This is a genomic window from Flavihumibacter stibioxidans (assembly GCF_014332695.1).
GTDB lineage: Bacteria > Bacteroidota > Bacteroidia > Chitinophagales > Chitinophagaceae > Flavihumibacter > Flavihumibacter stibioxidans.
Window position 1 is genome coordinate 103,410 of the sequence record NZ_MBUA01000027.1, and the last position, 26,996, is coordinate 130,405.

General features: G+C 48.6%; 27 protein-coding genes. 16 read left to right on the plus strand and 11 right to left on the minus strand.

The window, feature by feature from the left end; genetic code table 11:
* Positions 1-2: 2 nt before the first annotated feature.
* Together BC349_RS14295 and BC349_RS14300 are read right to left on the minus strand one after the other, a co-directional pair.
* Complete coding sequence (locus tag BC349_RS14295; protein WP_187257457.1) at positions 3-710, minus strand: c-type cytochrome; 708 nt, start codon at positions 708-710, stop codon at positions 3-5.
* Between the two features lie 49 nt (positions 711-759).
* The gene (locus tag BC349_RS14300) at positions 760-1,152 is read right to left on the minus strand and encodes a hypothetical protein (RefSeq protein WP_187257458.1); all 393 of its coding nucleotides are present in this window, start codon (positions 1,150-1,152) and stop codon (positions 760-762) included.
* A 259-nt stretch (positions 1,153-1,411) separates the two neighbouring features.
* Here BC349_RS14300 and BC349_RS14305 point away from each other — a divergent pair, with 259 nt between their 5' ends.
* Positions 1,412-2,833, plus strand: a complete 1,422-nt coding sequence (locus tag BC349_RS14305) for an MBL fold metallo-hydrolase (RefSeq protein ID WP_187257459.1) — start codon at positions 1,412-1,414, stop codon at positions 2,831-2,833.
* A gap of 53 nt (positions 2,834-2,886) precedes the next feature.
* Here the strand turns inward: BC349_RS14305 and BC349_RS14310 are convergent, their stop codons facing one another.
* The 3 genes from BC349_RS14310 to BC349_RS14320 are packed head-to-tail and all read right to left on the minus strand — an operon-like array spanning position 2,887 to position 5,597.
* Complete coding sequence (locus tag BC349_RS14310; protein WP_187257460.1) at positions 2,887-3,300, minus strand: alpha/beta fold hydrolase; 414 nt, start codon at positions 3,298-3,300, stop codon at positions 2,887-2,889.
* The gene (locus BC349_RS14315; RefSeq protein ID WP_187257461.1) at positions 3,279-3,686 is read right to left on the minus strand and encodes an alpha/beta hydrolase family protein; all 408 of its coding nucleotides are present in this window, start codon (positions 3,684-3,686) and stop codon (positions 3,279-3,281) included. Before BC349_RS14315 ends, BC349_RS14310 begins: the two co-directional genes overlap by 22 nt.
* Before the next feature lie 6 nt (positions 3,687-3,692).
* Positions 3,693-5,597 (minus strand): ABC transporter ATP-binding protein, encoded by a 1,905-nt coding sequence (locus BC349_RS14320; protein ID WP_187257462.1) that lies wholly within the window; start codon positions 5,595-5,597, stop codon positions 3,693-3,695.
* Between the two features lie 69 nt (positions 5,598-5,666).
* On the opposite strand from BC349_RS14320, the gene BC349_RS14325 reads away from it, so the two are divergent.
* Positions 5,667-6,761, plus strand: coding sequence for an amidohydrolase family protein (locus BC349_RS14325; RefSeq protein ID WP_187257463.1), 1,095 nt, complete (start codon positions 5,667-5,669; stop codon positions 6,759-6,761).
* Here BC349_RS14325 and BC349_RS14330 read toward each other — a convergent pair.
* A complete protein-coding gene (locus tag BC349_RS14330; protein WP_187257464.1) occupies positions 6,724-7,038 on the minus strand; it encodes a hypothetical protein in 315 nt (104 codons plus the stop codon). The genes BC349_RS14325 and BC349_RS14330 overlap by 38 nt on opposite strands.
* Positions 7,039-7,249: 211 nt before the next feature.
* Between BC349_RS14330 and fdhD the strand changes: the two genes are divergently transcribed.
* Genes fdhD through BC349_RS14345 form a run of 3 tightly spaced genes read left to right on the plus strand, consistent with a single transcriptional unit; the run spans position 7,250 to position 10,816 of the window.
* Positions 7,250-8,101, plus strand: a complete 852-nt coding sequence (fdhD, locus tag BC349_RS14335; RefSeq protein WP_187257465.1) for a formate dehydrogenase accessory sulfurtransferase FdhD — start codon at positions 7,250-7,252, stop codon at positions 8,099-8,101.
* Positions 8,102-8,117: 16 nt separating this feature from the next.
* Positions 8,118-8,486, plus strand: coding sequence for a DUF7009 family protein (locus BC349_RS14340; RefSeq protein ID WP_187257466.1), 369 nt, complete (start codon positions 8,118-8,120; stop codon positions 8,484-8,486).
* Positions 8,487-8,488: 2 nt separating this feature from the next.
* The gene (locus BC349_RS14345; protein WP_187257467.1) at positions 8,489-10,816 is read left to right on the plus strand and encodes an FdhF/YdeP family oxidoreductase; all 2,328 of its coding nucleotides are present in this window, start codon (positions 8,489-8,491) and stop codon (positions 10,814-10,816) included.
* Positions 10,817-10,850: 34 nt separating this feature from the next.
* Here the strand turns inward: BC349_RS14345 and BC349_RS14350 are convergent, their stop codons facing one another.
* From BC349_RS14350 to BC349_RS14365, 4 genes are all read right to left on the minus strand, one after another.
* The gene (locus BC349_RS14350; RefSeq protein WP_187257468.1) at positions 10,851-12,278 is read right to left on the minus strand and encodes a Gfo/Idh/MocA family protein; all 1,428 of its coding nucleotides are present in this window, start codon (positions 12,276-12,278) and stop codon (positions 10,851-10,853) included.
* An 11-nt stretch (positions 12,279-12,289) separates the two neighbouring features.
* On the minus strand, positions 12,290-13,357 hold the full coding sequence (locus BC349_RS14355; RefSeq protein ID WP_187257469.1) for a phosphotransferase enzyme family protein: 1,068 nt from the start codon (positions 13,355-13,357) through the stop codon (positions 12,290-12,292).
* Positions 13,358-13,434: 77 nt separating this feature from the next.
* Positions 13,435-13,944 carry an anti-sigma factor family protein gene (locus tag BC349_RS14360; protein WP_187257470.1) on the minus strand — a complete coding sequence of 170 codons (510 nt, stop codon included), beginning with the start codon at positions 13,942-13,944 and terminating at the stop codon, positions 13,435-13,437.
* Between the two features lie 22 nt (positions 13,945-13,966).
* Positions 13,967-14,551 (minus strand): RNA polymerase sigma factor, encoded by a 585-nt coding sequence (locus tag BC349_RS14365; protein ID WP_187257471.1) that lies wholly within the window; start codon positions 14,549-14,551, stop codon positions 13,967-13,969.
* Between the two features lie 264 nt (positions 14,552-14,815).
* Here BC349_RS14365 and BC349_RS14370 point away from each other — a divergent pair, with 264 nt between their 5' ends.
* Complete coding sequence (locus BC349_RS14370; RefSeq protein WP_187257472.1) at positions 14,816-15,169, plus strand: DUF6249 domain-containing protein; 354 nt, start codon at positions 14,816-14,818, stop codon at positions 15,167-15,169.
* 85 nt (positions 15,170-15,254) lie between these two features.
* Here the strand turns inward: BC349_RS14370 and BC349_RS14375 are convergent, their stop codons facing one another.
* Positions 15,255-16,847: a S41 family peptidase gene (locus BC349_RS14375; RefSeq protein WP_187257473.1), complete on the minus strand. Its 1,593-nt coding sequence runs from the start codon at positions 16,845-16,847 to the stop codon at positions 15,255-15,257.
* A gap of 114 nt (positions 16,848-16,961) precedes the next feature.
* Here BC349_RS14375 and BC349_RS14380 point away from each other — a divergent pair, with 114 nt between their 5' ends.
* From BC349_RS14380 to BC349_RS14425, 10 genes are all read left to right on the plus strand, one after another.
* The gene (locus tag BC349_RS14380) at positions 16,962-17,801 is read left to right on the plus strand and encodes an N-acetylglucosamine kinase (protein ID WP_187257474.1); all 840 of its coding nucleotides are present in this window, start codon (positions 16,962-16,964) and stop codon (positions 17,799-17,801) included.
* A 17-nt stretch (positions 17,802-17,818) separates the two neighbouring features.
* The gene (gene murQ / locus BC349_RS14385) at positions 17,819-18,634 is read left to right on the plus strand and encodes an N-acetylmuramic acid 6-phosphate etherase (protein ID WP_187257475.1); all 816 of its coding nucleotides are present in this window, start codon (positions 17,819-17,821) and stop codon (positions 18,632-18,634) included.
* Positions 18,635-18,695: 61 nt separating this feature from the next.
* Positions 18,696-19,259 carry a hypothetical protein gene (locus tag BC349_RS14390; RefSeq protein WP_187257476.1) on the plus strand — a complete coding sequence of 188 codons (564 nt, stop codon included), beginning with the start codon at positions 18,696-18,698 and terminating at the stop codon, positions 19,257-19,259.
* Positions 19,260-19,481: 222 nt separating this feature from the next.
* The gene (locus tag BC349_RS14395; protein ID WP_187257477.1) at positions 19,482-20,312 is read left to right on the plus strand and encodes a prephenate dehydratase; all 831 of its coding nucleotides are present in this window, start codon (positions 19,482-19,484) and stop codon (positions 20,310-20,312) included.
* Positions 20,309-21,487, plus strand: coding sequence for a pyridoxal phosphate-dependent aminotransferase (locus BC349_RS14400; protein ID WP_187257478.1), 1,179 nt, complete (start codon positions 20,309-20,311; stop codon positions 21,485-21,487). The genes BC349_RS14395 and BC349_RS14400 overlap by 4 nt, the downstream gene beginning before the upstream one ends.
* Positions 21,488-21,506: 19 nt before the next feature.
* Positions 21,507-22,355, plus strand: a complete 849-nt coding sequence (locus BC349_RS14405) for a prephenate dehydrogenase (protein WP_187257479.1) — start codon at positions 21,507-21,509, stop codon at positions 22,353-22,355.
* Between the two features lie 110 nt (positions 22,356-22,465).
* Positions 22,466-23,533: a chorismate mutase gene (locus BC349_RS14410; RefSeq protein WP_187257480.1), complete on the plus strand. Its 1,068-nt coding sequence runs from the start codon at positions 22,466-22,468 to the stop codon at positions 23,531-23,533.
* Positions 23,534-23,551: 18 nt separating this feature from the next.
* Positions 23,552-24,571 (plus strand): 3-dehydroquinate synthase, encoded by a 1,020-nt coding sequence (gene aroB / locus BC349_RS14415; RefSeq protein ID WP_187257481.1) that lies wholly within the window; start codon positions 23,552-23,554, stop codon positions 24,569-24,571.
* A gap of 16 nt (positions 24,572-24,587) precedes the next feature.
* Complete coding sequence (aroA, locus tag BC349_RS14420) at positions 24,588-25,871, plus strand: 3-phosphoshikimate 1-carboxyvinyltransferase (RefSeq protein ID WP_187257482.1); 1,284 nt, start codon at positions 24,588-24,590, stop codon at positions 25,869-25,871.
* Positions 25,872-25,964: 93 nt separating this feature from the next.
* Positions 25,965-26,963 (plus strand): chorismate synthase, encoded by a 999-nt coding sequence (locus tag BC349_RS14425; protein ID WP_187257483.1) that lies wholly within the window; start codon positions 25,965-25,967, stop codon positions 26,961-26,963.
* Positions 26,964-26,996 lie beyond the last annotated feature (33 nt).

Sequence of the window (26,996 nt, forward strand, 5' to 3'; positions counted from 1 at the left end):
TTTTAGTCGTTCGGTGTTCCGGCATCAATCCATTTTTTTATCTGCCTGATTTCACAATCCGGCAATTTTGATCCGCCCTGGGGCATTTTGGTAAATCCCGTTGCCCATGTGACCGATCCATATAGCGTTCCGTTCAGTGCCGATGCTTTAATGCCTGCATAGGTTGACAGGTCGATGCCGCCTCCCAGTGAATTGGGATTGTGGCAACCCTGGCATTTGTTCTGTATCAGGGGTTGGATGGCTGTGCTGAATTTGAAGCTGGTGGTATCGCAACGGTCACAGCTGTTGTTTTTGGCACCCTGGTTGATCCAGGTTTTGATTTTGGCGATCTGCTCTGCCGTCATGGGAGGGGCAGGGGGAGGGGGCATTCTTTCCCCGTCGGTCCGCACGATAACTTTATAGAGTGAACTGTTGGTTGCGTTCCCCGCTTTTACCTCCTTCATAATGCCGGCATAGCTGGTAAGGATTACCCCTTCTTCATGAGAGGCTGCATCATGACAGCCACTCATGGCACAACTTGATACCAGCATGGGCAGGATATCGTTTACAAAATACACGGAATCACTGCTGCAGGGTTGTCCGCTTACTGGTATTGATCCGCCGCCATTGCCACCAGTGTCTGATGGAACCGGGACTTCATGCACACAGGATATGTAGATAAGGGTGATGGACAGCATTATGCCGGCCATAAGGATTGGTTTCCTTTTCATTTGGATGAATTAATGTTTTCCGGGGTTAAGACCCCTGATAAAATAGTACTTACAGATATTGTGTACCTGTTTGACGAGGGGGTTTGAAAGGCGAGCCCCTGAAGGTGGAACTGTGAATTAGTATGGTTAAGGGCATAGATTTTAACTGGCTCGGCAGTCCGGATGTTTTTTCCGGTATTTTTTCCGTTTGCGGCAGAACGGCATAGGAATATCCGTGATGGTGTATCTGCATGAAGGGCAGGCTCTGTTCTTCTGAATCATCCGTTTTGATATCGTCCCCTGCACCGTAATGTAAAGCTATGAATTCCCCAAAGCCAATCCGGCTGACCTGCAGATGATGGTAATAATGAATCAGCAACTGCCGTATCTGGAATACCTGGTTCAACTCCGTATTGCCAAAGAGGTGTAAGAATATCAGCGATATGACCAGGAGTTTTTTCATTGGGATGACAGTTCCATGACAAAAAAGGTGCCAGATGAGGTTTTAGTATGGTAGTTGCCACCATCCTGATTTTTGTCACCGGGATACCTGATAAATCTCAGCCGCCTTTGTAACATCAGACACAGATTACCTGACTGGGGTAGTGGAAATTTGTTTTGTCAACATGTAAAAAGTGTAATATCATACTTGCGAGACGATGTGCCTGATGCGAGGGTAAATTCTATTGTACTGAATTGCTTAACATAAAAAAAATCAAACCATGAAAGTTGAACAAATTTATACCGGATGCCTGGCAGAAGCCGCTTACTATATTGAAAGTGAGGGGGAAGCGGTGATCATTGATCCCCTGAGAGAAGTGGATCCCTATATCCAGAAGGCAGAACGAAACGGGGCAAAGATCAAATATATCCTGGAAACCCATTTTCATGCTGATTTTGTGAGCGGTCATATAGAACTTGGTAAAAAAACAGGTGCAACGATTGTATTTGGTCCAACTGCGAAACCCGGCTATGAAGCCTATATTGCCAAAGACGGGGAAGACCTGAAAGTGGGTAAAGTAATACTCAGGGTACTGCATACACCCGGACATACCATGGAGTCAACGACCTACCTGTTGATCGATGAGCATGGAAAGGAACATGCAATTTTCACCGGAGATACCCTCTTTATTGGTGATGTCGGTCGTCCGGACCTGGTGCAGAAAGTGAAAGCTGAAATTACACCTGAATACCTTGCCGGTCAGTTGTATGATTCACTCCGTAATAAGATCATGCCCCTCTCAGATGATGTGATCGTTTATCCTGGTCATGGTGCGGGCAGCGCCTGTGGCAAGAATATGAGTAAGGAAACAGTTGATACCCTAGGGCACCAGAAACAATTCAACTATGCCCTGCGTGCCGATATGGGTAAGGATGAATTTATCAGGGCTGTTACGGAAGGATTGGTTGAACCTCCGCAATATTTCCCCTACAATGTATTGATGAATGTACAAGGCGGTATTCCAAGTATTGAGGATGTGATCAAGAGTGGTACAAGGCCATTGGATGCATCAGCCTTTCAGCTGGTATGGGAACATGAAGGCGCATTGGTGATTGACACCCGCAGTAAAGAAGTATTCCCCGGTGAATTTATTACCGGATCCATCTTCGTTGGCCTGGATGATAATTTTGCTCCCTGGGTTGGTGCGCTGATCACGGACCTGAAACTACCGGTACTGCTCGTTACCGATGAAGGTCGTGAAGAGGAAGCAGTGATCCGCCTCTCAAGGGTTGGATATGATAACACCATCGGTTACCTGAAAGGAGGTTTGAAAGCCTGGAAAGAAGCCGGTTTCAATACAGACAGGATTGAAGAAATTTCTGCCGAAGATTTCGCTAAACTCTATAAGGGAAATATGGGCCTCCACTTACTGGATGCAAGGAAAGAAAGCGAATACAGAAGCCAGCACATTCAGGGCGCTGAGAACTTCCCGCTGGATTTTATCAACAAGAATATGAGCATGCTTGATAAAGACAAAAAGTACTTCATTCATTGCGCAGGCGGATATCGCTCTATGATCACCTGTTCCATCCTGAAAGCAAGAGGCTTCAATAATATTGTCAATATTCAGGGCGGCTTTAAAGCACTGAGCGCAACTGATCTGCCGAAGACAGAATTCGCAGTACAGGAAACTATGTTATAAAAATTGTTAGTTTGGTTGTTTGTAAAGCCGGTTCCGGGCAGGAGCCGGCTTTTTTAATGATCTGCCGGTATAATCCTGCTGCGCAGAAAAATGCCGGCATGCCGAACAGCTTCAGCCCATCTTTTCCTGGCCTTAGTGCCTGCTCCCAGCGGATTGAAATGTTTTTGTAACTCATGGCCAACCCCTTCAAAAATCAAAATGCGATTCGGGATGAGGAGAGCGTCGGCATTCCGGTGAATGATCCCGCTTCCATATAGCGGACCTGCAGGCTCTGCAGTAGGTATCACCCTGTCTTTACTGCCATGAATATTCATGATGGGTACCCTGGTATTCTTTAGCCAGCTTGTATCATAAATTGCACCCCAGAAATTTACAATGGCAAAAATATTACCCGGGTTGTGTGATTTGTCAAGTGAACTGCTGTCAGCTTTGCCGATAAACTTCCCTAATTCGTGGCGGCATAACAACCTTCCATCATTTCTTTATACCAGCCCAATGGCTTTTTGTTATAGCGCCTGTAATTGATGGAGGCGCAGGCGAACCCTTCTTTTGCAAAAGCCTTCGCAATAAAGGCAGCGCTGCCAGATCCCTTATGACCCAGTTTGAATCCGCCTCCATGCATCATGATCACCAGAGGCCTGAATTGGCTGCTGTCATTGAGGGCTTCATACCAGTCGAACAAATGGAATTTTTTCCTGATGCCGGCAGTTGTCTCCGTATTGTATGGGATGTTCTTTTTTACCACAAGGATTTTATATAAAGGATTATGGTAGGGGACTGCCGGGCCGTTCTGGCAGAAAACAGCCATGGTCAACAATTCCAGCCAAAACAGCAATATCAGTTTCTTCGGCATGTTTTATTACTCGGCGCCTGTTTCAGGCGATTGGGTCACCACTCCGAATTCAAATTGCATTTCATTCAGTTTACGGTAGAGTCCGTCATGGTTCATTAGTTCCTGGTGGGTGCCGGATTCAATCACAATTCCTTTGTCAATCACCACGATCTTATCTGCGTTGCGGATGGTCGATAAGCGGTGTGCTATCACAAAGGAAGTGCGGCCTTTCATCAGGTATTCCAATGCCTCCTGTACGTACTGTTCACTCTCGCTGTCCAGTGATGAAGTGGCTTCATCGAGGATCAGTATTGCCGGGTCTTTCAGGATAGCCCTCGCGATGGCGATCCGCTGGCGCTGTCCCCCGCTGAGTTTGATGCCCCTTTCCCCCACAATGGTATTATACAGCTCCGGAAATTTAGAAATAAATTCATGAGCATTCGCTTTTTTCGCTGCTTCCATGATTTCCTCATCCGTGGCGTCCTGTTTTCCATAGGCAATATTTTCCCGGATGGTTCCGCCGAAGAGCAGAACTTCCTGTGGCACAAAAGCCATCTGGCTGCGGAGTTGGGATAGTGGAAATTCACTTGCCGGACGGTCGTCAAAATACAATTCACCTTTGTCCGGTTTGTAAAACCCGAGCAGCATAGATGCCAGTGTGGTTTTGCCTGCGCCGCTGGGCCCAACGATCGCCACCTGCTGCCCGTTGTCTGCCGAAAGTGAGAGGTCTTTTAAAACCGGAATATCCTTTCTGGAAGGATAGCTGAATGCCACATGTTCAAATCGGACATTACCTTTGAGTTGCCAGGCGGCTTCAACCTTTACGGGGGTTAAGGATATCGGTTCACCTTCCGATCTTAAAATTTCACGGATGCTTTCAGTAGCCCCCAGTGTTTTCTGCAATTGCGAAAACATATCCGCGAAGCCGGCAAATGTTCCGCCGACAAACATCGAGAAGATCACAAACATGGTCAGGGATCCCAGCGTCAGTTCACCGTGACTGATCATGTTGGCGCCATACCACATCACAAAGGCGATGGCACCAAATACGCTGAAGATCATGAAGGAAACAAAAGCCCCACGGTAACGCGCATTCGAAATGGCTGTGTCCACCACATCATAAATGCTTTTCACGTAACGGCTGATCTCATGGAATTCACTGGTGAAGGCTTTTACCACTGTGATGCCCTGGAAGGTTTCCTGCACAATGGTTCCGCTTTCGGCCAGCTGGTCCTGCGCCCGGCGCGACATCTTCCTGATTTTTTTTCCAAAAACCACTGCCAGAACCGCAATTACCGGAACCACTGCCAGCATAACGAGGGCAAGTTTGGTGCTGATCCAGAATATGAAAAACAGACCGATTACGAGTGTGAATATGCCGCGCAGAAATTCCGCCAGCGTAAAAGAGATGGCATCCTGGATCTGCGACAGATCGGAGGAAATTCGGTTACTCAGTTCACCCACCCTTTTCTCAGAATGGAAACTCATAGGCATGCTCAGCAACCTGCTGTACACATCTTTGCGCATCCCCGCCAGTGATCGCTCACCTACTTCAGTAAGCAGGTAAACCCGCATGAAGGAGAAAAACATCTGGAAAGTTAACTGTACGAAGATCAGCAGGAGGGTGGTGTTCAATCCCCAGTTCACATTTTTTAATTGCTCACTGAAAGGTATACCCGATTGCCCCCCCGGCATCACAGGGATATTGGCTCCCGGTGCTGCTGCATCGATCATCTTACCCAGGAACAGCGGAAACAAACTGGTGGTGAAGGCCGATAATCCGATGAATACAAGACTCCAGATAAATTTGCCCCGGTAAGGCTTTAAATAGGAAAATAACACCAGTGCCTGCCGCAGGTTTTCCTTATTGATTTTGACCTTTGGCCTGTCTTCCTTTACCTCCGTTCCGCGAGAATGCCGCCCTCTTGCCATATATTTATAGGATTATAATACTTGATTTGGTGTGCAAGATAAGTATACCTGCCGCTTAAATTTTTAAATATGGTAGTACGTATTACAGGTTTTATCGCGCTTTTGTTGACAGGATTTTCTTCGCTGACAGCTCAGCAGCCCAAAATTGATTTTGAGCAATACGAACCGGCTTCCACCCTGGTGGTACCGGCGAACCCGCGCACAAAGGCGGTTTATCCATTTATTGATGTGCACAACCACCAGTACCGTATGGGCTCCGGGAACCTTGAATCGCTGGTAACGGAGATGGACAGGCTAAACCTGAAAGTAATGGTAAACCTGAGCGGTGGCAATGGCGATGGCTTGAAGCAGATGGTGGCCAATGCCCGAACCCAATACCCCGGCCGGTTCATCATTTTTGCCAACCTGAATTTTACCGGTATCGGCACAGCGGGGTGGATAGAAAATACCGTGAAGCAACTGGAGGCCGATGTCCGCAATGGCGCCAATGGATTGAAGATTTTCAAGAATCTCGGTTTTTCCGTGAATGATGCAGCCGGTAAGAGGGTGACCATCGATGATCCCCGACTTGACCCGGTCTGGGCAAAATGCGGGGAACTGAAAATTCCGGTGCTCATCCATACAGCCGATCCGGAGCCGTTCTGGGATGAACTGGATAATGATAATGAAAGGTTGCTGGAACTCTATACCCATCCCCGTAGGAAACGTTCTGCTGCCGATCCCGCACCATGGGAAACACTGATTGGTGAACAGCATCGTATGTTCAAAAAACATCCGGGCACTACTTTCATTGCCGCACATTTCGGCTGGTATGCAAATGACCTGGGAAAACTCGACAGTCTTTTGCTGGCCATGCCCAATGTGATGATTGAATTCGGGGCAGTGATCGCCGAACTGGGCCGCCAGCCACGGGCTGCCGCCGCGTTTTTTAATAAGCACCAGGACAGGATCCTGTTTGGAAAAGACAGTTGGGTGCCTTCTGAATACGCTACCTATTTCCGGGTACTGGAAACCTCCGATGAATATTTTCCCTACCACAAAAAATACCATGCATTCTGGCGCATGTATGGTATGGGCTTGCCCGATGCCATCCTGAAAAAAGTTTACTTTAAAAATGCATTGCGGATCATTCCAGGTATTGACAGGAGCTTATTTCCGGAATGAGCGCCAGGTTGCTTTCCACTCCATAATTGATCCATGCCGGCTGGAATTGCCCGGCCAGCCACCTGATATAATTGGTGTATGCCATGATGATATCCGGGTGATCAAATGGAAGTTCCGTCCACCTTGCTTTGACCTCGTCCGGTGTTTCCGGTGCATCGCGATAATAGGCAGCTTTTTGTTTCCGGGAAAGATCAAGTGCTGAAATGCTGAGCAGTACCGGTTTCCCTGTTGTATGGCTTTTCCTGAAACCAACATCCTTCACCAGTGTTGCTGGCATGCTACTGTGGCTGAATGCCTCTTCAAAAGGGATGCCGTCGTCAAAATGATGTGATACGAAATCGCAATCTGCCAGCCAGGGTGTAACCCCCAGCAATGGTTTTTCTGCCGGTGGCCACTATGGCCGCGGAAGTGAATTTCAGCAGGCAGTTGTACGTGGCTTTAAATTAATCCTTGTTTAAAATTGTAGATTTGGTAAGAAGCAAATGCACATGAATGAACCTGCATCCATAAAAACTGCCCCGGAAGCCAGCAGGCAGGTTGGTATCATTCGGGTAAGGCCGCATGGCACTCAGGAACTTACCGATCAGCTGGCTATGGAAGAGCCTTTGCAGATCAGCCTTGAATACAGTACCGCCGGCGGACAGATTACGAAAAATATTGCAGTCACATTACGCACCCCGGGAGCAGATGAAGAACTGGCATTGGGCTTTCTTTTTTCGGAAGGGATTATAGATGGGCCATCTGCGATAGAAAGGGTTACAGGCGGAACTGACAGGAATTCCATAAAGATCAGGTTGAAGCAGGATATTATTCCTGAATTGGTTGGGGCCACCCGGAATTTTTACCTTGGCTCCGGTTGCGGGGTTTGCGGAAAAGCCGGAATTGATTCATTGCGATCCCTGGCCGGGCCTGTTACTTCCGAAATGAATTGGGTGTTGCCTTCAGGTATCTTGTACGGATTGCCCGACAGGCTTGAAGAAAAGCAGGCTTTGTTTGGAACCACAGGCGGATTGCATGCAGCAGCAATTTTTGATGCCAACGGAAACCTGGAGGAGATTCGTGAAGACATCGGCCGGCACAATGCGCTTGATAAACTGATCGGCGCCACATTGCTGAAGGGAGGCCTGCCCCTGGAAAGGAAACTGCTCCTGCTGAGTGGCAGACTGGGCTTCGAATTGTTGCAGAAGGCAGCGCTGGCCGGTATTCAAATGGTTGCCGGAGTAGGAGCACCATCCAGCCTGGCGCTGGAAATAGCACAGGAATATGATATTACGTTGATTGGCTTCCTGCGGCGGGACAGGTTCAATATTTACCATGGAGCAAAAAGGATACAATACTGATCTAATTTGACCGGATATGAAAATCAGAATTAAAGGAAATTCAATCAGGATAAGGGTTACAAAATCCGAAGTGGAAAGGCTGGGGAGGGAGGGCTGCGTGGAAGAACATACTTCGTTTATGGATAACCGTTTCATATATGCGCTGCAGTGTTCCGGCGGCATTCATGAATTAAGTGCTGCATATTGCGGAAACAAAATCACGGTTTTTGTTCCGACTTCTTTTGCTGAAGAATGGTCACGCAATGATCTGGTGGGTTGTTCCGCGCAGATGCAACTGAACGAAAAGGAAAGTTTATTCCTGTTGCTGGAGAAAGATTTTGCCTGCCTGGACAATACCCTCGAAGACCAGAGTGATAATTATTCTAATCCCGGTAAAACCTGTTGATCATGGCAGAAGAAAGACCATTGGTGCCCGGTGCGGAAAATCCTGAGAGGTTTACCGGACTTGAGTTGGGACCGGTCAGGACTGTTGCGGCGGGATTGCCCGGCGTGGTGGCCGGATTTAAACAGGTATTGTCTGAAGTAGGGCTGGTCAGGGGGTTAAAGGCCCTGAATGAATTGAACCAGCATGGTGGGTTTGATTGCCCTGGTTGTGCCTGGCCTGACCCCGATGACGAACGGAGTGGCATAGCCGAATATTGTGAAAACGGTGCCAAGGCCATTGCAGAGGAAGCCACTGCAAAAAAACTGGATGCTGATTTTTTTGCCTGCCATTCAGTTTATGAACTGGCCTGCCTGACTGATTTTGAAATAGGCCGGAAAGGGCGTGTGGCTGCGCCCATGTATCTTCCGGCGGGAGCAGATCATTACCGGCAGATTAGCTGGGAAGATGCTTTCTCCATCATCGCAAGCAGGCTCAATGAATTGGCCTCACCGGATGAAGCGGTATTTTATACCTCCGGCAGAACCAGTAATGAAGCCGCTTTTTTATACCAGTTGTTTGTACGTGAATATGGTACCAATAACCTGCCCGATTGCAGCAACCTCTGCCACGAAAGCAGCGGTGTAGCCCTGGGAGAATCCCTGGGAATTGGGAAAGGTTCTGTTACCCTTGATGATTTTGAAGAGGCGGAAGTGATCATCATCCTTGGGCAGAATCCGGGAACCAACCATCCGCGAATGCTTACATCACTTCAGAAAGCAAAAAGGCGGGGAGCGGTTATTATTTCTGTCAATCCCTTGCCGGAAGCGGGCTTGATGGGGTTTGACAACCCTCAGCAATTGAAGGGTATTCTACACCTTGACAGTTCACTTACAGATATTTTTCTCCAGGTTAAACTGAATGGCGATATGCCCCTGCTGCAGGCTATTGGAAAATTGCTGCTGGAGGAAGAAAGCTTGGCGCCTGGTACAGTACTGGATATTCCTTTTATTGAGCAGCATACTTCAGGATTTGAAGCATGGAAAAAACATCTCGAAGGGCTTTCCCTCGATGAACTGGCTGCTTACGCTGGTATTGATCCCGCCCAGATAAAAGAAGTCGCATCTGTATTAAAGCATAAATCCAGGATCATTGCCTGCTGGGCAATGGGGCTGACACAACATAAAAATGCAGTGGATACCATTAAGGAGATCGTGAACCTTTTACTGGTAAAGGGCAGTATAGGGAAAAAAGGAGCGGGGACCTGTCCGGTTCGCGGGCACAGCAATGTGCAGGGTGATCGGACGATGGGAATTTATGAACGACCACCGGAGTCACTGCTGGCGGCAATCGAAAAACAATTCGGGTTTTCGCCACCCCGCCACCATGGGTATAATGTGGTGGAAAGCATAAAAGCAATGCATGCTGGTAAAGCCAAAGTGTTTTTCGCGCTGGGCGGAAATTTTTTGTCTGCAACACCCGATACCCGATACACTGCGGCTGCATTGCAGCAGTGCCGGCTAACCGTACATGTGTCCACCAAATTAAACCGCAGCCACCTGGTGCATGGGCAGGAGGCATTGATCCTTCCCTGCCTGGGCCGAAGCGATAGGGATATTTTGAATGGGAATGAACAGTTTGTAAGTTGCGAAAATTCCATGGGCGTGGTGCAGGCATCCGGCGGTGTGCTGAAGCCGGTTTCGGCAGATCTGCTCAGCGAACCGGTGATTGTGTGCAGGCTGGCAAAAACTGTACTGGGAAATAACACGAAAGTGAACTGGGATAGATACATGGAACACTACGATTTCATTAGGGAGGATATTGAAAAGACGATACCCGGTTTTGCGGACTACAACAAACGGGTAAGGTTACGCGGTGGATTTTATCTGCCCAACGCCAACCGGCAATTGAAATTTGATACTGCCAACCAGAAGGCCGGTTTTAATATTGCCAGGTTTGAGCCGGTATTGGTGAAAGACGGAGAGTTGATGATGATGACGATTCGCAGTCACGACCAGTTCAACACAACCATTTACGGATTGGACGATCGTTACCGGGGTATCAGAAATGAACGCAGGGTGATCCTCATGAACCAGCGGGATATGTACGACCGTGGTCTGGAAAACGGCACAGTGGTTGACCTGTACAATGATCACGACGGTATCGAAAGAGTGGCAAGGCATTTTATAGTAGTGCCTTATCCCATTCCAGCCGGTTGCACGGCAACTTATTTTCCAGAGACCAATGTGTTGGTGCCCATTGGCAGTGTAGCGGAAAAAAGTCATACACCCACATCGAAGCTGGTACTGATCCGTGTGATGATCGCTAATGACACGCGTCTGACGCGCGTCTGACGTACGTCAGACGCGCGTCAGACGCGTGTAAAAATTACAGCTGCTTGGAGCCCTGCTTTTTGCGTACTGTGGTGGTGCCACCACCGTCGAGGGTCAGGTTCACCGGTTTGTTGGTGATCCAGTTGCCACGGGTGAAATCTGGTATGTCAACGGTACGGCTGCGGTTGCCGACGGATTTCTCCGACAGGGGTACAATAGAGCTCCAGAGAGCTGCATCGTACACATCCTGGTCAAGCGGTAACCCGTTTCGCAGGCAATCAATCAGGCGCCAGTCCATAATGAAATCCATACCGCCGTGTCCGCCCACACCTTTGGCGATTTCACCGATATGCTTCACAATTGGTGGCGTATATTTCGCTTCCAGCGCTTTGAACTCTTCTTCTTTGATCCAACTGTGACCAAATGCGATCCTTTCGGGAGAAGGCCATTTCTGCGCAATGCCCTTGGTACCGCTTATCAGGTGGATCCGGGAGTAAGGACGCTTCGAGCTCACGTCGTGCTGGATCATGATCGTTTTTCCCTTGGTGGAACGGATCATGGTAGTGTTCATATTGCCACGGTATTTCTGGTCGGCATAAGGCTTGAAGAAATCATCCGATGCTGCCAGTTCGCGCGCCCTTTGCTGCATGGTAAAGTCGTTGGTGGACATAGACACCAGGTGTTCCAACTGGTCGCCACGGTTGATATTCAGGCACTGGGCCACTGGGCCAAGACCATGGGTAGGGTAGAGGCTGCCGTTGTGTTTGATATTCTCCTTCAGGCGCCACATATCGGCATACCCTTTCTTGCTGAAATTCAGGTCTACCAGGTCGTGGATATATGCTCCTTCTGCATGGAGCAGTTCGCCGAACAATCCGTTGCGCGCCATGTTAAGTGTCAGTAGTTCAAAGAAATCATAACAGCAGTTTTCCAGCATCATGCAATGCTTCCTGGTGCGCTCAGACGTTTCCACCAGCTGCCAGCACTCATCAATGGAAAGGGCGGCCGGCACTTCGGTAGCCGCGTGTTTGCCATTGTTCATCGCAAAAACAGCAATGGGGGTATGAAGATCCCAGGGAGTAGTGATGTAAATCAGGTCGAGGTCCTTGCTTTCGCACATGGCCTTCCATCCTTCCTCACCGGTATATTCCTTTGCTTTGGGTAATCCTGCTTTTTCAAGGATTTTCTGTGCAGAACTCACCCTGTCAGGATATTTATCGCAGAGGGCTTTGATTTCCACTCCTTCAATGAAGCTCATCCTTTCAACGGCGCCGGGACCACGCATGCCCAGACCTACAAAGCCAATTCTTACTTTGTCCAGTTTTGGTGCCGCATAACCGCTCATGTTAAAGGATGGGGAGTTTTCAGATGGACCGTTGGGTTCATCCTGCCCATTTTCGTTTGCCCATGCCGGAATGCCTGTTACCAGCGCTCCGGTACCGAGCGTAATGTTTCTCAGAAAGTTTCTGCGATTTGAACTCATGTTATTGCTTTTTATATGACTTTACGAATGGTTTTATTCAGAATGGCTACAAGGTTTTCTTCCCTGTCCAGGATTTGCTTCAGTAATTCAATCTGGTTGACCGCCCTGTTGAAATTATGTCCGGGATAGCGGGCGCCATAGTATACATCGTTGTTGAAATGGTCTGCCAGGAAACGGATGGCCTGCATGTAAACCATGAATTTCCCTGCATATACAAATGCCGATTTCTCTGCATCACTTAAAACGTCATACATTTCTGACAGGTAGCCTTTAACGATGGCTTCAAAAATATCTTCCCTGAGCCTGATGCGGCTTAGGTCATTTTCCTCTTCGCTCGCAGGTGAAAGATAGGTTCTTATCATATCCCCTACGTCGCTGATGAAATAGCCCGGCATTACGGTGTCGAGATCAATAACGCAAAGTCCCCTGTTTTGCTCATCCAGGAGTACATTGCTGATCTTGGTGTCATGGTGCATCACCCGCAGTTTAAAATCGGGGTTCTTTCTTATAATATCAAATTCCCGCACAATATCGGCATGATCCATGATGAAAGCCACCTGTGGTTCAGCCGCGAAAATCCGCGTCTGGTTGCCTTTTGAAAGCGATTCGCGGAATTGTTCAAACCTCAGGCTGAGGTTATGGAAATCGGGAATGGTGACGTTCAGGAGCGAGAGGTCCAGTCCATCAAGCAAGGCGGTAAACCTGCCGAACTGCCGCGAGGCCTCATAGGCTTCAGAAGCGGTACTGACCACATCTATTGTATGTGAGCCCTTGACAAAAGGTGTGAGGCGATAGTATCCGTCCCCTTTGAAATAGGCCAGGTCTTGCTTCGACCTGGTCTGTATGGGTTCAACAAAAAGGTAATCGGGGTGATTCTTGCGGAGGTAGTCGGCAATGATCCTTACATTGGCTGCGATCTTTGAAGGATCCCTGAATACCTCCTGGTTTATTTTCTGAAGTATATAATCGGAATGATTTCCTGTAACCCTCCAGGTGGAATTGATTAGTCCCGATCCGAATGATTCACTTTTCAGGTCTTCGGTCTCTTCAATAAATGCAGATAAAATTGATGTTGCCATGCAGATGTTTCCGTTCAGCCGGAATCTGCAACTAACTTAGGATTTTGTATTGAGCCCCGCTACATGCAACCGTTTGTTCAAATTTTTTTCCAATCCTTTTTCTGGAAGGAAAGATACCTGTCAAGCAACATCAGGCCAAGCACCACGTTGATGATCATAAAGGCATTGAGGTAATTGTTGTTCCAGAGGCCGCTGAAATCCACTTTGCTGAGGTCAAATCCGCCGCGGCTTCCCGTTCCCGATTTCCAGTTGATCTGTGCAAGGGCGTAAATGATCATACCCAATATGAGCGACACCATAAAGCCACCGATACCAAAAATGATCTTTTTATTGATATAGGTTTTCGCGGCCGGAGCAATGTGCTGGGCGGCGATGGCTTCCATAACATTGCGGGTAAAACGCATGGAGGGCTCTTCCAGCTCGATGGTTTGCCCCAGGCTTTCATTGAACTGCAGCAGCTCTTTGTATTTACTGCGCCATTCGGCGTTGGTGGCGATCAGGTTCTCTATGAACCTGCGCTCCTCAGCGGTGGATAACCCATCGATATATTCCCAGAGCCGGGGTTCGATATTGTGTTGCGCGTCCATATAATATTATTGTAATTTGTTGTTACATGGCCAGATCCCGGACCTCGGCCATGAAATGTTTTTCCATTTTTTCTTTCAGTCTTTGCCTTGCACGATGCAATCTCACTTTAACCGTATTCGTTTCCTGTCCCAGTATATGCGCGATTTCATCCAGGCTCTGTTCGCCCTTGTAAAACAGGGTAATCACCTGGGCGTCGTCGGCCGATAACATGGCGATGGCCTGGTTGACCATAGCGATCCTGGATTTCTGCTCCACCTGGTTGGCCCTCATCCCGCCATCAATGTTTTCTGCATGTGCCAGGACCTTTTCATTGTCCAGCGAATGTACTTCCAGCTTTTTCCTGCGCAGGAAAGTAATGCAACTGGTGGTGGTGATGGTGTACAGCCAGGTGCTGAATTTGCTCTCGCCCCTGAAATCACCCAGGCTCCGGTAAGCTTTGACAAACACATCCTGTGCCACTTCTTCCGCATCCTCGCGGCTGGAAAGGTAGCGCAGAACTATGGTAAATACATAGTTCTGGTACTTTGACACCAGCTGCGAAAACGCCTGCTGGTCACCCTGGCGTACCTGGTGGATGATATCATTATCTGAAAGCCCCGTTTGCATGTCTGAGGATATGACGCAGTTTGGTAATGGCAGGTTACAGCCCCAAAATAACTATATATATAAGGTACTAATAATCCCATCTTGGGGTGTATTTATCATGATAATTTTTTTTGCCCCGGTCTGTAACCACATATTTGGGTAGGTAGTCATAGTTATCACAATCGGTTAGCCGGAAAAAAAATCACCGGCAGCTGTAACCTGGATCCGGAAGCAGTAGTCTGATTGAACAGAACAAACAAGTTTAAAATTTATAAAAATAAGATCATGCACAGCGCAGAAGTATTAATCCCGATTCTGGTACCCCTTGGTTTATTTACCATGATTTTTGGCCTGGTTTACATTAAAAGCCGTGAAAATATGGCCATGATTGAAAGGGGAATGAATCCCAAGGAGTTCGCCAACCGCCCGGCTCCCTATCGCAACCTTAAAAACGGCCTCCTTTTATTGGGCGCCGGTATAGGATTAGCCCTGGCCTATTTCATTACCGTTTATGTATTACACGATGAAGAAAATCCGGCCCTCTGGTTTGCCTTCATAGGAATTGGTGGTGGCATTGGCCTCATCAGCTCCTATAAAATTGAAAAGAGGGAATTGCTGGATAAGCCGCAGGATCAATAATCTATATAACCGCCTTATCCTCCATGAAGAAGGGCTGCCGGACATATCCGGCAGCCCTTCAAATTTTTAACCCCTGTCTTTTTGCCTATTTTGCCAGTTCCAGTGCTTTTTCCACCACCTCGTCTTTTACATTCATCACCTGGTAATAGCCATCATTGCGCCAGCGGTAGCGGGCCAGTAAACCTTTCAGCCTGTCCTGCAGGAAGGTCTTTTCATGGGGCGGCAATCCCTTCAGGTCAACACTGTCCCTGGCTGCCAGGTTTATAAAACCTGTCCAGTCAGTTTCCGACCAGTTGAAATTGTCCCTGAAAGCAGTGGCATCTTTATACCTGTTGATCTGGTCCGAATGACTGACATAATACAGGTAGGAGAAATTGCTGAGGGTATTATTGCGGTACAGTGCGCTGAAAGGAATCGCAAGGGTAGAAGTGTCGGCGGAAATAAAATAATCGGGCATGATGCCACCCCCGCCATAAACCGTTTTGCCGGCATTGGTTTTGTAGGCTTTGCCATTAACCACCTTGTTGCTGTCGGCATTCACCAGTTCGCCATGCTGGTAGCGGTCAAGGATGTCGTTGTCATAGGCATCCAGCCCTTTGTCATACGGTTTCTGGATGCTCCTGCCGGAGGGGGTATAATACCTCGCAACGGTCAGGCGCAGGGCGGAGCCATCACTCAGCTCGTATTGTTCCTGCACCAGTCCCTTTCCGAAACTGCGGTGACCCACAATGGTGGCCCGGTCCCAGTCCTGCAGGGCGCCTGCCAGTACTTCACTGGCTGATGCAGACTGTTCATCCATCAGCAGTACCAGTTTACCTTTTTCGTAGAGGCCCTTCCGGCGTGCCCGGTATTCCTGGCGCGGAGTATTGTTGCCTTCCGTATATACAATCAGTTTATCGCCATCAAGGAATTCGTCTGCCATATCTATGGCTTCGCCCAAAATGCCACCGCCATTTCCGCGGAGGTCCAGAACAAGGGATTGCATTCCTGCAGCCTTCAGTTTTTCCAGGGCCGACATGAATTCCTCATAGGTGGTTTCTGAAAACTTGCTGATCCTCATAAAACCAGTTCCCGGAACTGCCATATAGGCTGCTTCGAGTGAGGGCAGGGGGATGATACCCCGCTCAATAGTGACATTCATGGTCTTTGTTCCCCTCAGGATGGTGGTGGTTACCGTTGATCCGCCCGGACCCCTCAGAAGTTTTTTGATACCTTCTGCGCTGATCCTGCCTGTTACCACGCTGTCGCCTACTTTCAGGAATTTATCACCCACCAACAGTCCGGCTTTTTCACTGGGGCCGCCCGGAACCACATTCATCACGTTCACTGTATCCTTAAAAATCTGGAACTCAATGCCAATTCCCTGGAAATTTCCCTGAAGGTCCTCGTTCAGTTCGGTCAGGTGTTCTGCCGGAATGAAATTGGAGTGGGGGTCCAGCTTGGCCAGCATATCCTGTATGGCATCATTTCCCAGGGTGTCGGTATCAACTTTGTCCACATACTTCAGCATCACCAGGTCCAGCACTTCCTGCAGGGGAGACCTTTTCGTATTAAACTGGAAAATACTTCTCGCTGTCTGGGTATTTTCGCGCAGCTTGTAGCCAAGCACCATTCCCACGATCATGATGACCGCAAAAAGAAGGGGGAGCCAAACCTGTAATTTCTTTTTCTCGTTCATATTTTTGATTCTGGTTGCAAATTACTGATTTGATGCCAGCCGGTGCTTACCGGATATAAATAACGGCAGTATGGTAACATAGTTTTATTTTCGTTTCAGTATTAACTGAATAACATGGCCATCCTCATAGCAGACAGCGGAGCAACAAAGTGCGAGTGGTGTGTGGTAGACAAGGGAAAGATCAAAAAGACTGTGTTCACATTGGGCATCAGCCCTTATTTTTTTAGTGGTCAGCAGGTGGAAGACCTGGTGAGGCGCGACCTTTATCCCGAAATCAGCCGTTACAAAATTGAAGCCATTTACTATTATGGTACCGGTTGCAAGAATCCGGCCAACCAGAAAATGATCCGGAATGCCATCCGGAAAGTTTTTCCCTCCATTGAAGTGACGGTGGATAATGACCTGATGGGGGCCGCAAGGGCCGTCTGCCAGCATGAAAAAGGTATCGCCTGTATCCTCGGAACCGGCAGTAATTCCTGTTATTTCAACGGGAAAAAGATTGCAAAAAACAGTCCGGGACTTGGTTATGTGCTGGGTGACGAGGGCAGTGGCGCCTATCTTGGTAAGAAAGTGATCCAGTATTACCTCTATAATACTTTCGATGAGGAACTCAGGTTCCGGTTCGAGGATAAATACAAGATGAAGGATGTAGATATCCTTGACAGTGTGTACAAACAACCCCTGCCAAACAGGTTCCTGGCCAGCTTCACCCTTTTCCTGGCAGAAAACAGGGGGCATTATATGATTGAGAATATCATTGAGGACGGATTGAATGATTTCTTCTTCCAGCATGTCATCAAATACAATGAAAGCTGGAAATTACCCGTTCATTTCGTGGGCGGTGTGGCCTACGGATTCAGGGATGTGGTGATGGAACTTTGTTCTTCCTATGAACTTGAGCTGGGTACCATTCTTCAGCACCCCATGGAAGGTCTGATTGTTTATCACAAATAAATATGTGTAATTCTTATATGTCGGATTTTGTAAAAGTCACAGAACAGGATAGCCGCTATCGCCACCTCGATAAGATGACTGTAGGAGAAATACTCACCAATATCAATAGGGAAGACAGGGAAGTGCCACTAGCTGTGGAAAAAGCGATTCCCCAGATTGAAAAGCTGGTTGCTGTAATTACTGATAATATGCTGGCTGGGGGGCGATTGTTCTACATGGGCGCAGGTACCAGCGGAAGGCTTGGCATCCTGGATGCCAGTGAAATTCCCCCGACTTATGGCATGCCCTACGGACTGGTGATCGGCCTGATTGCCGGCGGCGAAGAAGCCATCCAGAAAGCTGTTGAAAATGCCGAGGACAGCCTGGAGCAGGGCTGGGCCGATCTGCAGAAGCATTTTGTAAATGAAAAAGACGTGGTCATTGGCATCGCTGCCAGCGGAACCACTCCCTACGTAATAGGGGCCCTGAAAAAATGCCGGGAAAACGGTATCACCACGGGAACCATTTCCTGTAACCCGAATTCCCCGATCAGCCAGCACGCGGATTTTCCCATAGAAGTGGTGGTAGGTCCGGAGTTTGTAACCGGCAGCACCAGGATGAAAAGCGGAACTGCCCAGAAACTCGTGTTGAATATGATCTCCACTGCGGTGATGATCCAGATCGGCAGGGTGGAAGATAATAAGATGGTCAATATGCAGTTGAGCAATGAGAAGTTGGTGGACCGAGGCACCAATATGGTGATGAAACAACTGAATATGGATGATTACGATAAGGCCCGCGCACTGCTGCTGAAATGGGGCAGCGTGAAAAAAGCGGTTGAATCGGTTCAATAGATTAACCAGCCAATAACAATTGAAGTCAGTAAATTGCCGTCAAGGTAATGAGGAACTGATTATGCATGAAATTGAACCCTTTTATAACTGGCGTCACATCTATGTGAGCGAAGAGGATGAACGGTCACCTTTTTACGGACGCGTTTATTCCGAGTTTGAATTTTCACAAACAATCTACAATTATTATATCCACCCGCAATGGGATGAATTCGGGTCGCGAACGCTTTATCTGAAGGTTATCATGGCCGACTATGAAGAAGGATATGCTGTCATAGAATTACTGGGTGAATGGAACGATGCCATTGAAAATGATATCATGAACCTGAAGCGGGAAGTGATTGATAAATTTCAGCATGAAGGGATCCATAAATTCATCATCAGCGCCGAGAATGTATTGAACTATCATAGTGGCGACCGCGATTATTACGAGGAATGGTATGAAGAAATGATGGATGAAAACGGTTGGGTGGTAATGTTGAATATGCCTGAACAGACCCAGTACGACTTCAGGAAAGCTAAATTGCAGCGTTATATTGAACTCGTTGAACTCAGCAACTGGCGTACGTTCAGGCCGTTTCACCTGTTCCGGAAATTTGATGATGAACAGTTGAAACGCTTGTCCTGACTGCATATAAACTAACATTCGTAAGGAAAAAACATTTTTCTGGTATGTATTCATTAGTTATTTTTACTTCATGATTCAAGCAAATGCTTTTGGCCGATTTTATTTTTACTTCTACTTTTTTACAGGCAGAAGGCCGGCGATGCTTTGTGTAAGATCAACCAACTAAGATCATTTAAACCAAACATAAAGAGTCCCGGCAAAAAGCCGGGACTCTTGTATTTTATGCCAACAAGAGTATCCATACAAGGTTATGAAGGAAGCTTCCACCAGGTAGCAGCACAGCAATTCTTCGGTAAGGATGTGGAAGTGATTCCCTGCGATACCTTTCGCGAGGTAGTGAAGATCGCAGCCAATAAAAAAGAAAGCGACGGTGGTGTAATGGCCATCGAAAATTCCATTGCCGGCAGCATCCTTCCCAATTACAACCTCCTGCAGAAAAGCAACCTTAAAGTGGTGGGAGAAGTGTACCTGCAGATCAAACAAAACCTGCTGGTGAACCCCGGTGTGAAACTGGAAGATATCCGCGAAGTTCATTCCCATCCCATGGCTATTTTACAGTGTATCGATTTCCTGGAGAAGTACGACTGGAAACTGGTAGAAACAGAGGATACCGCACTCAGCGCCAAACATATTCACCAGAAGCGCCATAAGCATGCTGCTGCCATCGCCAGCAAACTTGCTGCGGAACTGTTCGAGCTGGAGGTGCTGGTTCCCAATATCCATACCATGAAAAACAACTATACCCGCTTTCTGATTTTGCAGCGGGCAGATATGGCAGCACCCGTGGAAGGAGCCGACAAAGCATCGGTTAATTTCCATACCGACCACTCCCGCGGAAGCCTGGCCAGGGTGCTGACAAGGATTGCCGAGGGGGGGATTAACCTCAGCAAACTCCAGAGTTTCCCCATTCCGGGCAGTGACTGGGAATACAGTTTCCATGCCGATATGGAATTTGACACGATCGGCCAGTTTAATAAAATTATCGAAGAGATCAGGCCATTAACCGCGTCACTGCAGGTTTACGGAATCTATAAAAACGGAAGAAAAGCATGAACATCCAAACAGCAAAAAGACTGAACGGAATCGGTGAATATTATTTCTCCCAGAAATTGCGGGAGATTGATTCGCTGAACAAAGCAGGAAAAGCAATCATCAACCTGGGTATCGGCAGCCCCGACCTGCCCCCGCATCCCGATGTGATCAGGGTTTTGCAGGAAGAATCTGCCAAACCAAACGTGCACGCCTACCAGAGTTACAAAGGTTCTCCCATTTTACGCGGGGCCATGTCAGGATGGTATAAAACCTGGTATGGAGTTGAACTGGATCCTGAAACAGAGATCCTGCCGCTGATCGGAAGCAAGGAAGGCATCATGCATATCTGTATGACCTATTTAAATGAAGGCGATGAGGTGTTGATTCCCAATCCGGGTTACCCTACCTACAGCAGTGCGGTGAAACTTGCAGGAGGTGTGGCTGTTCCCTACGAAATGGTGGAATCACTGAACTGGGAGCCTGACCTGGAAGCCATTGCCGCATCCGACCTCTCGAAGGTGAAACTGATGTGGGTAAACTATCCGCATATGCCAACAGGGCAGCAACCTTCGGCTGATTTTTTTAAGAGGCTGATCGCCTTTGCACAACAGCATAATATCCTGGTATGTCACGACAACCCATACAGCTTCATCCTCAACGACAAGCCCATGAGCCTTTTGTCTGTTCCCGGCGCAAAGGAAGTGGTCATCGAACTGAACTCCCTCAGCAAGAGCCAGAACATGGCAGGCTGGCGGGTTGGTATGATGGCCGGGGCCAGGGAAAGGATCGATGAAGTGATCCGGTTCAAGAGCAATATGGACAGCGGTATGTTCCTGCCCCTGCAGCTGGCAGCCGCCAAAGCGCTGACCCTTGGCAAGGACTGGTACGACAGCGTGAATGCCGTGTATGCCAAACGGAGGGAACTGGTATTCGAATTGCTCGACCTGCTGAATTGCCAATACAACCGCGGGCAGGTAGGCATGTTTGTATGGGCGAAAATCTCACCAGCTTACGCCGATGGTTATGCGCTGAGTGACGAGGTATTGTACCACGCAAATGTTTTCATCACCCCGGGTGGCATTTTCGGTTCTGCGGGTAATGGGTTCATCAGGGTAAGTTTATGCAGTCCGGAAGAAAAATTACAACAGGCAATGGAAAGGATCAGGGCCTCCCTGCCTGTTGCAGTAAATAGTTAACGTTAAGCAGATTTAATCAATGGAAAGGAAAAAAATAGCGATCGTAGGTGTGGGTCTGATAGGCGGTTCACTGGCGCTGCAACTCAATGAAAAGGGGCTTGCGGCGCGCATTGTAGGCGTAGAAGCCAATCCGGAGCATGCTGCCCGTGCCATGGAACTGGGATTGGTGGATGAAATGCTGCCGTTGGAAGAGGCCGTCGCCCAGAGTGAGGTCATCATCCTGGCCATCCCGGTAGACAAAATGATCACCATGCTTCCCGGTGTACTGGACAAGGTGACCAGCCAGATTGTACTTGATGCGGGTTCCACAAAGGAACAACTGGTAAATGCAGTGGCCGGCCACCCGAACAGAGGGCGGTATGTGGCTACCCACCCCATGTGGGGTACAGAATACAGCGGCCCGCAGGCTGCTGTCAGGCATGCATTTGAAAACAAGGCGGTGGTTATCTGCAATGCAGCGGAAAGCGATGAAGATGCAGTGGCATGGGTGATGCAGACTTACCGGAAGATCGGTATGCACCTGCTCGAAATGGATGCTGTTGCGCATGACCTGCATGCGGCCTATGTGAGTCATATCTCGCATATCACCTCCTTTGCCCTTGCCAATACCGTATTGGAAAAAGAACGCGAGGATGAAGCGATTTTTGAAATGGCGAGCGCCGGTTTTGAAAGTACGGTGCGACTGGCAAAAAGTAATGCAGCAATGTGGGTGCCCATCTTCATGCAAAACCGTGAAAATGTGCTGGATGTTTTGAACGAACATATCAGCCAGCTTCGCAAATTCAAAAGTTGCCTGGAGAAAGAAAACTATGAATACCTCCACGAACTGATTGAGAACGCAAATAAAATCAGGCGGATACTTGGGTAATCATTCACCCGACGGGTGAAATGCTGAACCTGGCAGAAAAAACATAAACAGTAAATAACATTTAACTTTATACAACAACAAGCAACATGCAAGCAACCGACAACAAAACAATGAAGCAAGTAACCCAGGAGGCATGGGCAAAACGCCCCCTGATCATTTCTGGTCCCTGTAGTGCAGAAACCGAAGAGCAGGTACTGGAAACAGCTCAGCGCCTCGCTAAAACAGGTAAAGTGGATGTCCTCAGGGCAGGCATCTGGAAACCCCGCACCAGGCCCGGATCATTTGAAGGAATCGGAACCAAAGGATTGCCCTGGTTACAGCAGGCAAAAAAAATAACCGGACTTCCGGTAGCAGTTGAAGTAGCCACTGCCAAGCAGGTCGAAGACGCCCTTCATTTTGATGTGGATATTCTCTGGGTGGGTGCAAGGACCACGGTTAACCCATTCAGCGTACAGGAAGTAGCTGATGCCCTCAAAGGGGTGGATGTGCCCGTGCTGATCAAAAACCCGATCAATCCCGACCTGGAACTCTGGCTTGGCGCGGTTGAAAGGATTGCCAAAGCAGGCATCAGTCAGGTGGGACTCATCCACCGCGGATTCTCTTCCTATGGCAATACCGAATACCGAAATGCCCCCATGTGGCACCTGGCTATTGAAATGAAGCGTCGCAATCCCGAACTCATGCTCATTAATGACCCTTCCCATATCTGCGGTCGTCGTGACATCCTTCTCGAGGTGATGCAGAAAGCCATTGACCTTGATTTTGACGGTCTCATGATTGAAAGCCATATTGATCCCGACAATGCCTGGAGCGATGCCAAGCAGCAGGTTACGCCTGAAAAACTGGCTGAGATGCTGGAACAGATTGCCTGGAGACATGAGGATATTGATTCTGCTGCCTACCATGCCGCATTGGAAAAACTGCGCCAGCAGATCAACCATCTGGATGATGAACTGATGCAGATCCTTGGCCAGCGAATGAAAGTGGCTGAGCAGATCGGTACCTACAAAAAGAACAATAATATCACGATCCTGCAGACCAACCGCTGGAATGAAATACTGGACAGGGCTTTCAAAAAAGGTGAAAAACTGGGACTTAGCCAGGAATTCATCACCCGCTATTTCGATGCGGTGCACATGGAAAGTATCAACCACCAGAACAAGATCATGAACAGCTAAGCGGCTTACCCAACCATCATGGAAAAGAAAAAGATCAGGATCGGAAATGCTGTGACAGAATATTATTTCAACGCAACACTGTCCAAACTAAGCGAGGTAGCCGATAAAAAGTATTCAGTCGTTTTGACGGATGAAAATATTTACCGGCATTATGAAAAACAGCTGAAAGGCTGGAATACCATAGTATTGAAACCCGGCGAGGAATTCAAGCTGCAGCAAACCGCAGATGCAGTGGTTGATTCGCTCATTGAAATGGAAGCCGACCGGAAAACCACCCTCATCGGTATCGGGGGCGGGGTGATTACAGACCTGACAGGTTATGTGGGTGCCATCTATATGCGCGGCATCAGGGTCGGATTTGTACCCACCAGCCTGCTGGCCATGGTGGATGCTTCCATCGGGGGTAAAAACGGTGTGGACGTTGGGGTATATAAAAACCTGGTAGGCACGATCCGCCAGCCTGCTTTTCTTTTCTTTGATGTAGGCCTGCTGAAAACTTTGCCCGAATCAGAATGGCAGAATGGCTTCGCCGAGATCATCAAGCATGCCTGCATCAGGGATGCTGTGATGTTCCGTGAACTGGCAGCCCATGATATTAACTGGTATAAGTCGAAAAAAACAGCCCTGGCTGCCCTTGTACGGCGCAATGCCCTGCTGAAAACCAAAGTGGTGCAGGGTGATGAAACCGAACAGGGCGACAGGAAACTGCTCAATTTTGGCCATACCCTGGGGCATGCACTGGAGAACCAGTTTGAGCTGTCGCACGGACAGGCAGTATCCATCGGCATGACCTATGCAGCCCATTTATCTGAATCACTGGCTGGGTTCAGGGGGCGTGCCAAAGTGGTTGACCTGATTGAAAAATACGGGCTGCCCACCTATGCGGAATTTGACCGCACAAAGGTTTTTGACGTCCTGAAACACGATAAAAAACGGGAGCGCGACAGCCTGCATTATATTCTGCTGAATCGTATAGGCAAGGGCGTTATACAGACCCTGCCGCTGAGCCAGGTGAAACTAATCATAGAACAATTATAATTGCATTCTTTCATTTATGATCGTAACCATACAACCATCTCCCCTTAAGGGCGGGATATATGCCCCTGCCTCCAAAAGCTCCATGCAGCGGGCATGTGCGGCGGCACTGGCTGCAGGTGGTACCACAACAATAAAAAATCCGGGCAGTTCAAATGATGATAAGGCCGCATTGGGAGTTATCCGTGACCTCGGCGCCGAAGTGCTGCAGGAGGATGGCGAACTGGTGATTAAAAGTGCAGGTATCCATGCCCGTGAATCCTCGGTTTTTTGCGGGGAAAGCGGGCTTGGCATCCGGATGTTCACGCCGCTGGTGGCATTGAATAACAAGCCGATCACCATTACGGGGGAAGGAAGTCTCGTGACCAGGCCGATGGATTTTTTTGATACGGTTTTACCCCTGTTGGGAGTGGAGATAAGGACCAACGCAGGAAAACTTCCGCTCGAAGTGAAGGGCCCCCTGGTTCCTGCCGATATTACTATCGACGGATCTCTGAGCTCGCAGTTTCTTACCGGTTTATTACTGGCTTATGCAGCTTCGGGGGCAAAGGATGTTTCCATTCATGTAACCAACCTGAAAAGCAAACCATATGTGGACCTCACACTGGACGTAATGAAGGCCTTCGGCCTGCCGGTTCCTGAAAACAGGAATTACGAATCATTTTATTTTCCCGGCAGTGATTTTAAACCGGACCCTTCCAGCCTGCGCAGCTATACTGTGGAAGGCGACTGGAGTGGAGGGGCCTTCCTGCTGGTGGCCGGAGCCATTGCAGGCGAAATAGTAGTGAAAGGACTTGATGTATTTTCCACCCAGGCCGACAAAGCCATTTTACAGGCATTGGTCAGCTGTGGTGCCGGTATCAGTATCGAAGCAGAGCAGATTTCCCTTCGTCCCATACCTTTGAAAGCCTTCCAGTTTGATGCCACTGATTGTCCCGACCTGTTTCCGCCCCTGGTGGCACTGGCCGCCTATTGCAAGGGCACCACCGTTATTGAAGGTGTAGAAAGGCTCACGCACAAGGAAAGCAATCGCGCACTTACCCTGCAGGCAGAGTTTGGAAAGATGGGCGTGCCCATTGAATTGCAGGACAATCTGATGATCATCCGGGGCGGGGAAGGGGTGAAAGGCGCCCCCGTGCATTCTCACCACGACCACCGGATCGCAATGGCCTGCGCTGTGGCCGGCCTCTGTGCACAAGGGCCAACCGTTATCGCAGGGGCAGAAGCCATCAATAAATCCTATCCCGATTTTTATGAACACATCAGCTCACTCGGCGCCTCGTTAACAATTGAACAGAAATGAGCCGTTTAATACTGCCAGGGTGATGCGCCGACACACAAAACAGGAAAAGAAAACAGATTGCCCGGAAGGGTGGAACCACAGAATTGATTTTATATGAATGCTTTTGGCAAATTGTTTCGGGTTACAATAGTTGGAGAATCACATGGCCCGGCTGTGGGTGTGGTGCTGGACGGAGTGCCGTCAGGACTGGAAATAAGCACCGGAGATTTTTTAACCGATATTGAAAGAAGGAAAGGCGGGGTGATGAAAGGTACTACACCCAGGAAAGAGGATGACATACCTGTTTTCCAGACTGGCCTTTTCAACGGTCGCGCAACCGGTGCGCCCATGACCATCCTCTTTGAAAACAAGAATACCCGGTCGGGGGATTATGAAAAACAAAGGTCTGTCCCCAGGCCAGGGCACGCAGATTTTGTTGCCCACCAGAAATTTGGCGGTTTTGAGGACTACAGGGGTGGCGGGCATTTCAGCGGCCGTTTGACAGTTGGCCTGGTGGCTGCAGGGGTTATTGCCAAAAAAATTCTGGAGCCGGTAAATATCAGGGCAACCATTCTTGAAATTGGCGGAGAAAAGGATCTTGAAGCAGGGCTTCAAAAAGCTATCGATGCCAAGGATTCAGTTGGTGGAATTGTGGAATGCCGTGTCAATGGTTTACCCGCAGGCCTGGGCGAACCTTTTTTTGATTCGGTTGAATCACTGATCAGTCATGCCGTATTTGCCATTCCGGCCGTTCGGGGAATTGAGTTCGGAACCGGTTTTGCCGCGGCTAAAATGTTTGGTGTGGAACACAATGATTCCATTGAGGACAATAACGGTAAAACCAGCACCAATCATGCCGGCGGAGTAGTTGGTGGTATCAGTAACGGGAATGAACTGGTTTTTCGCATTGCCATCAAACCCACATCCTCCACGCCAAAAGAGCAGCTGACCCTTAACTGGGAAACCGGTGAAAAGGAAGTTTTCTCAGTAAAAGGACGGCACGATCTCTGCATTGCACTGAGGGTTCCTGTTGTGCTGGAGGCTGTTACAGCTATGGTGCTGACCGACCTGATGATGCAGGTAAACAAAGTTCCGCGTGTTGTCGGGCAATAAATAATTCAGGTTACGTTTATTAGTAAACCTTTC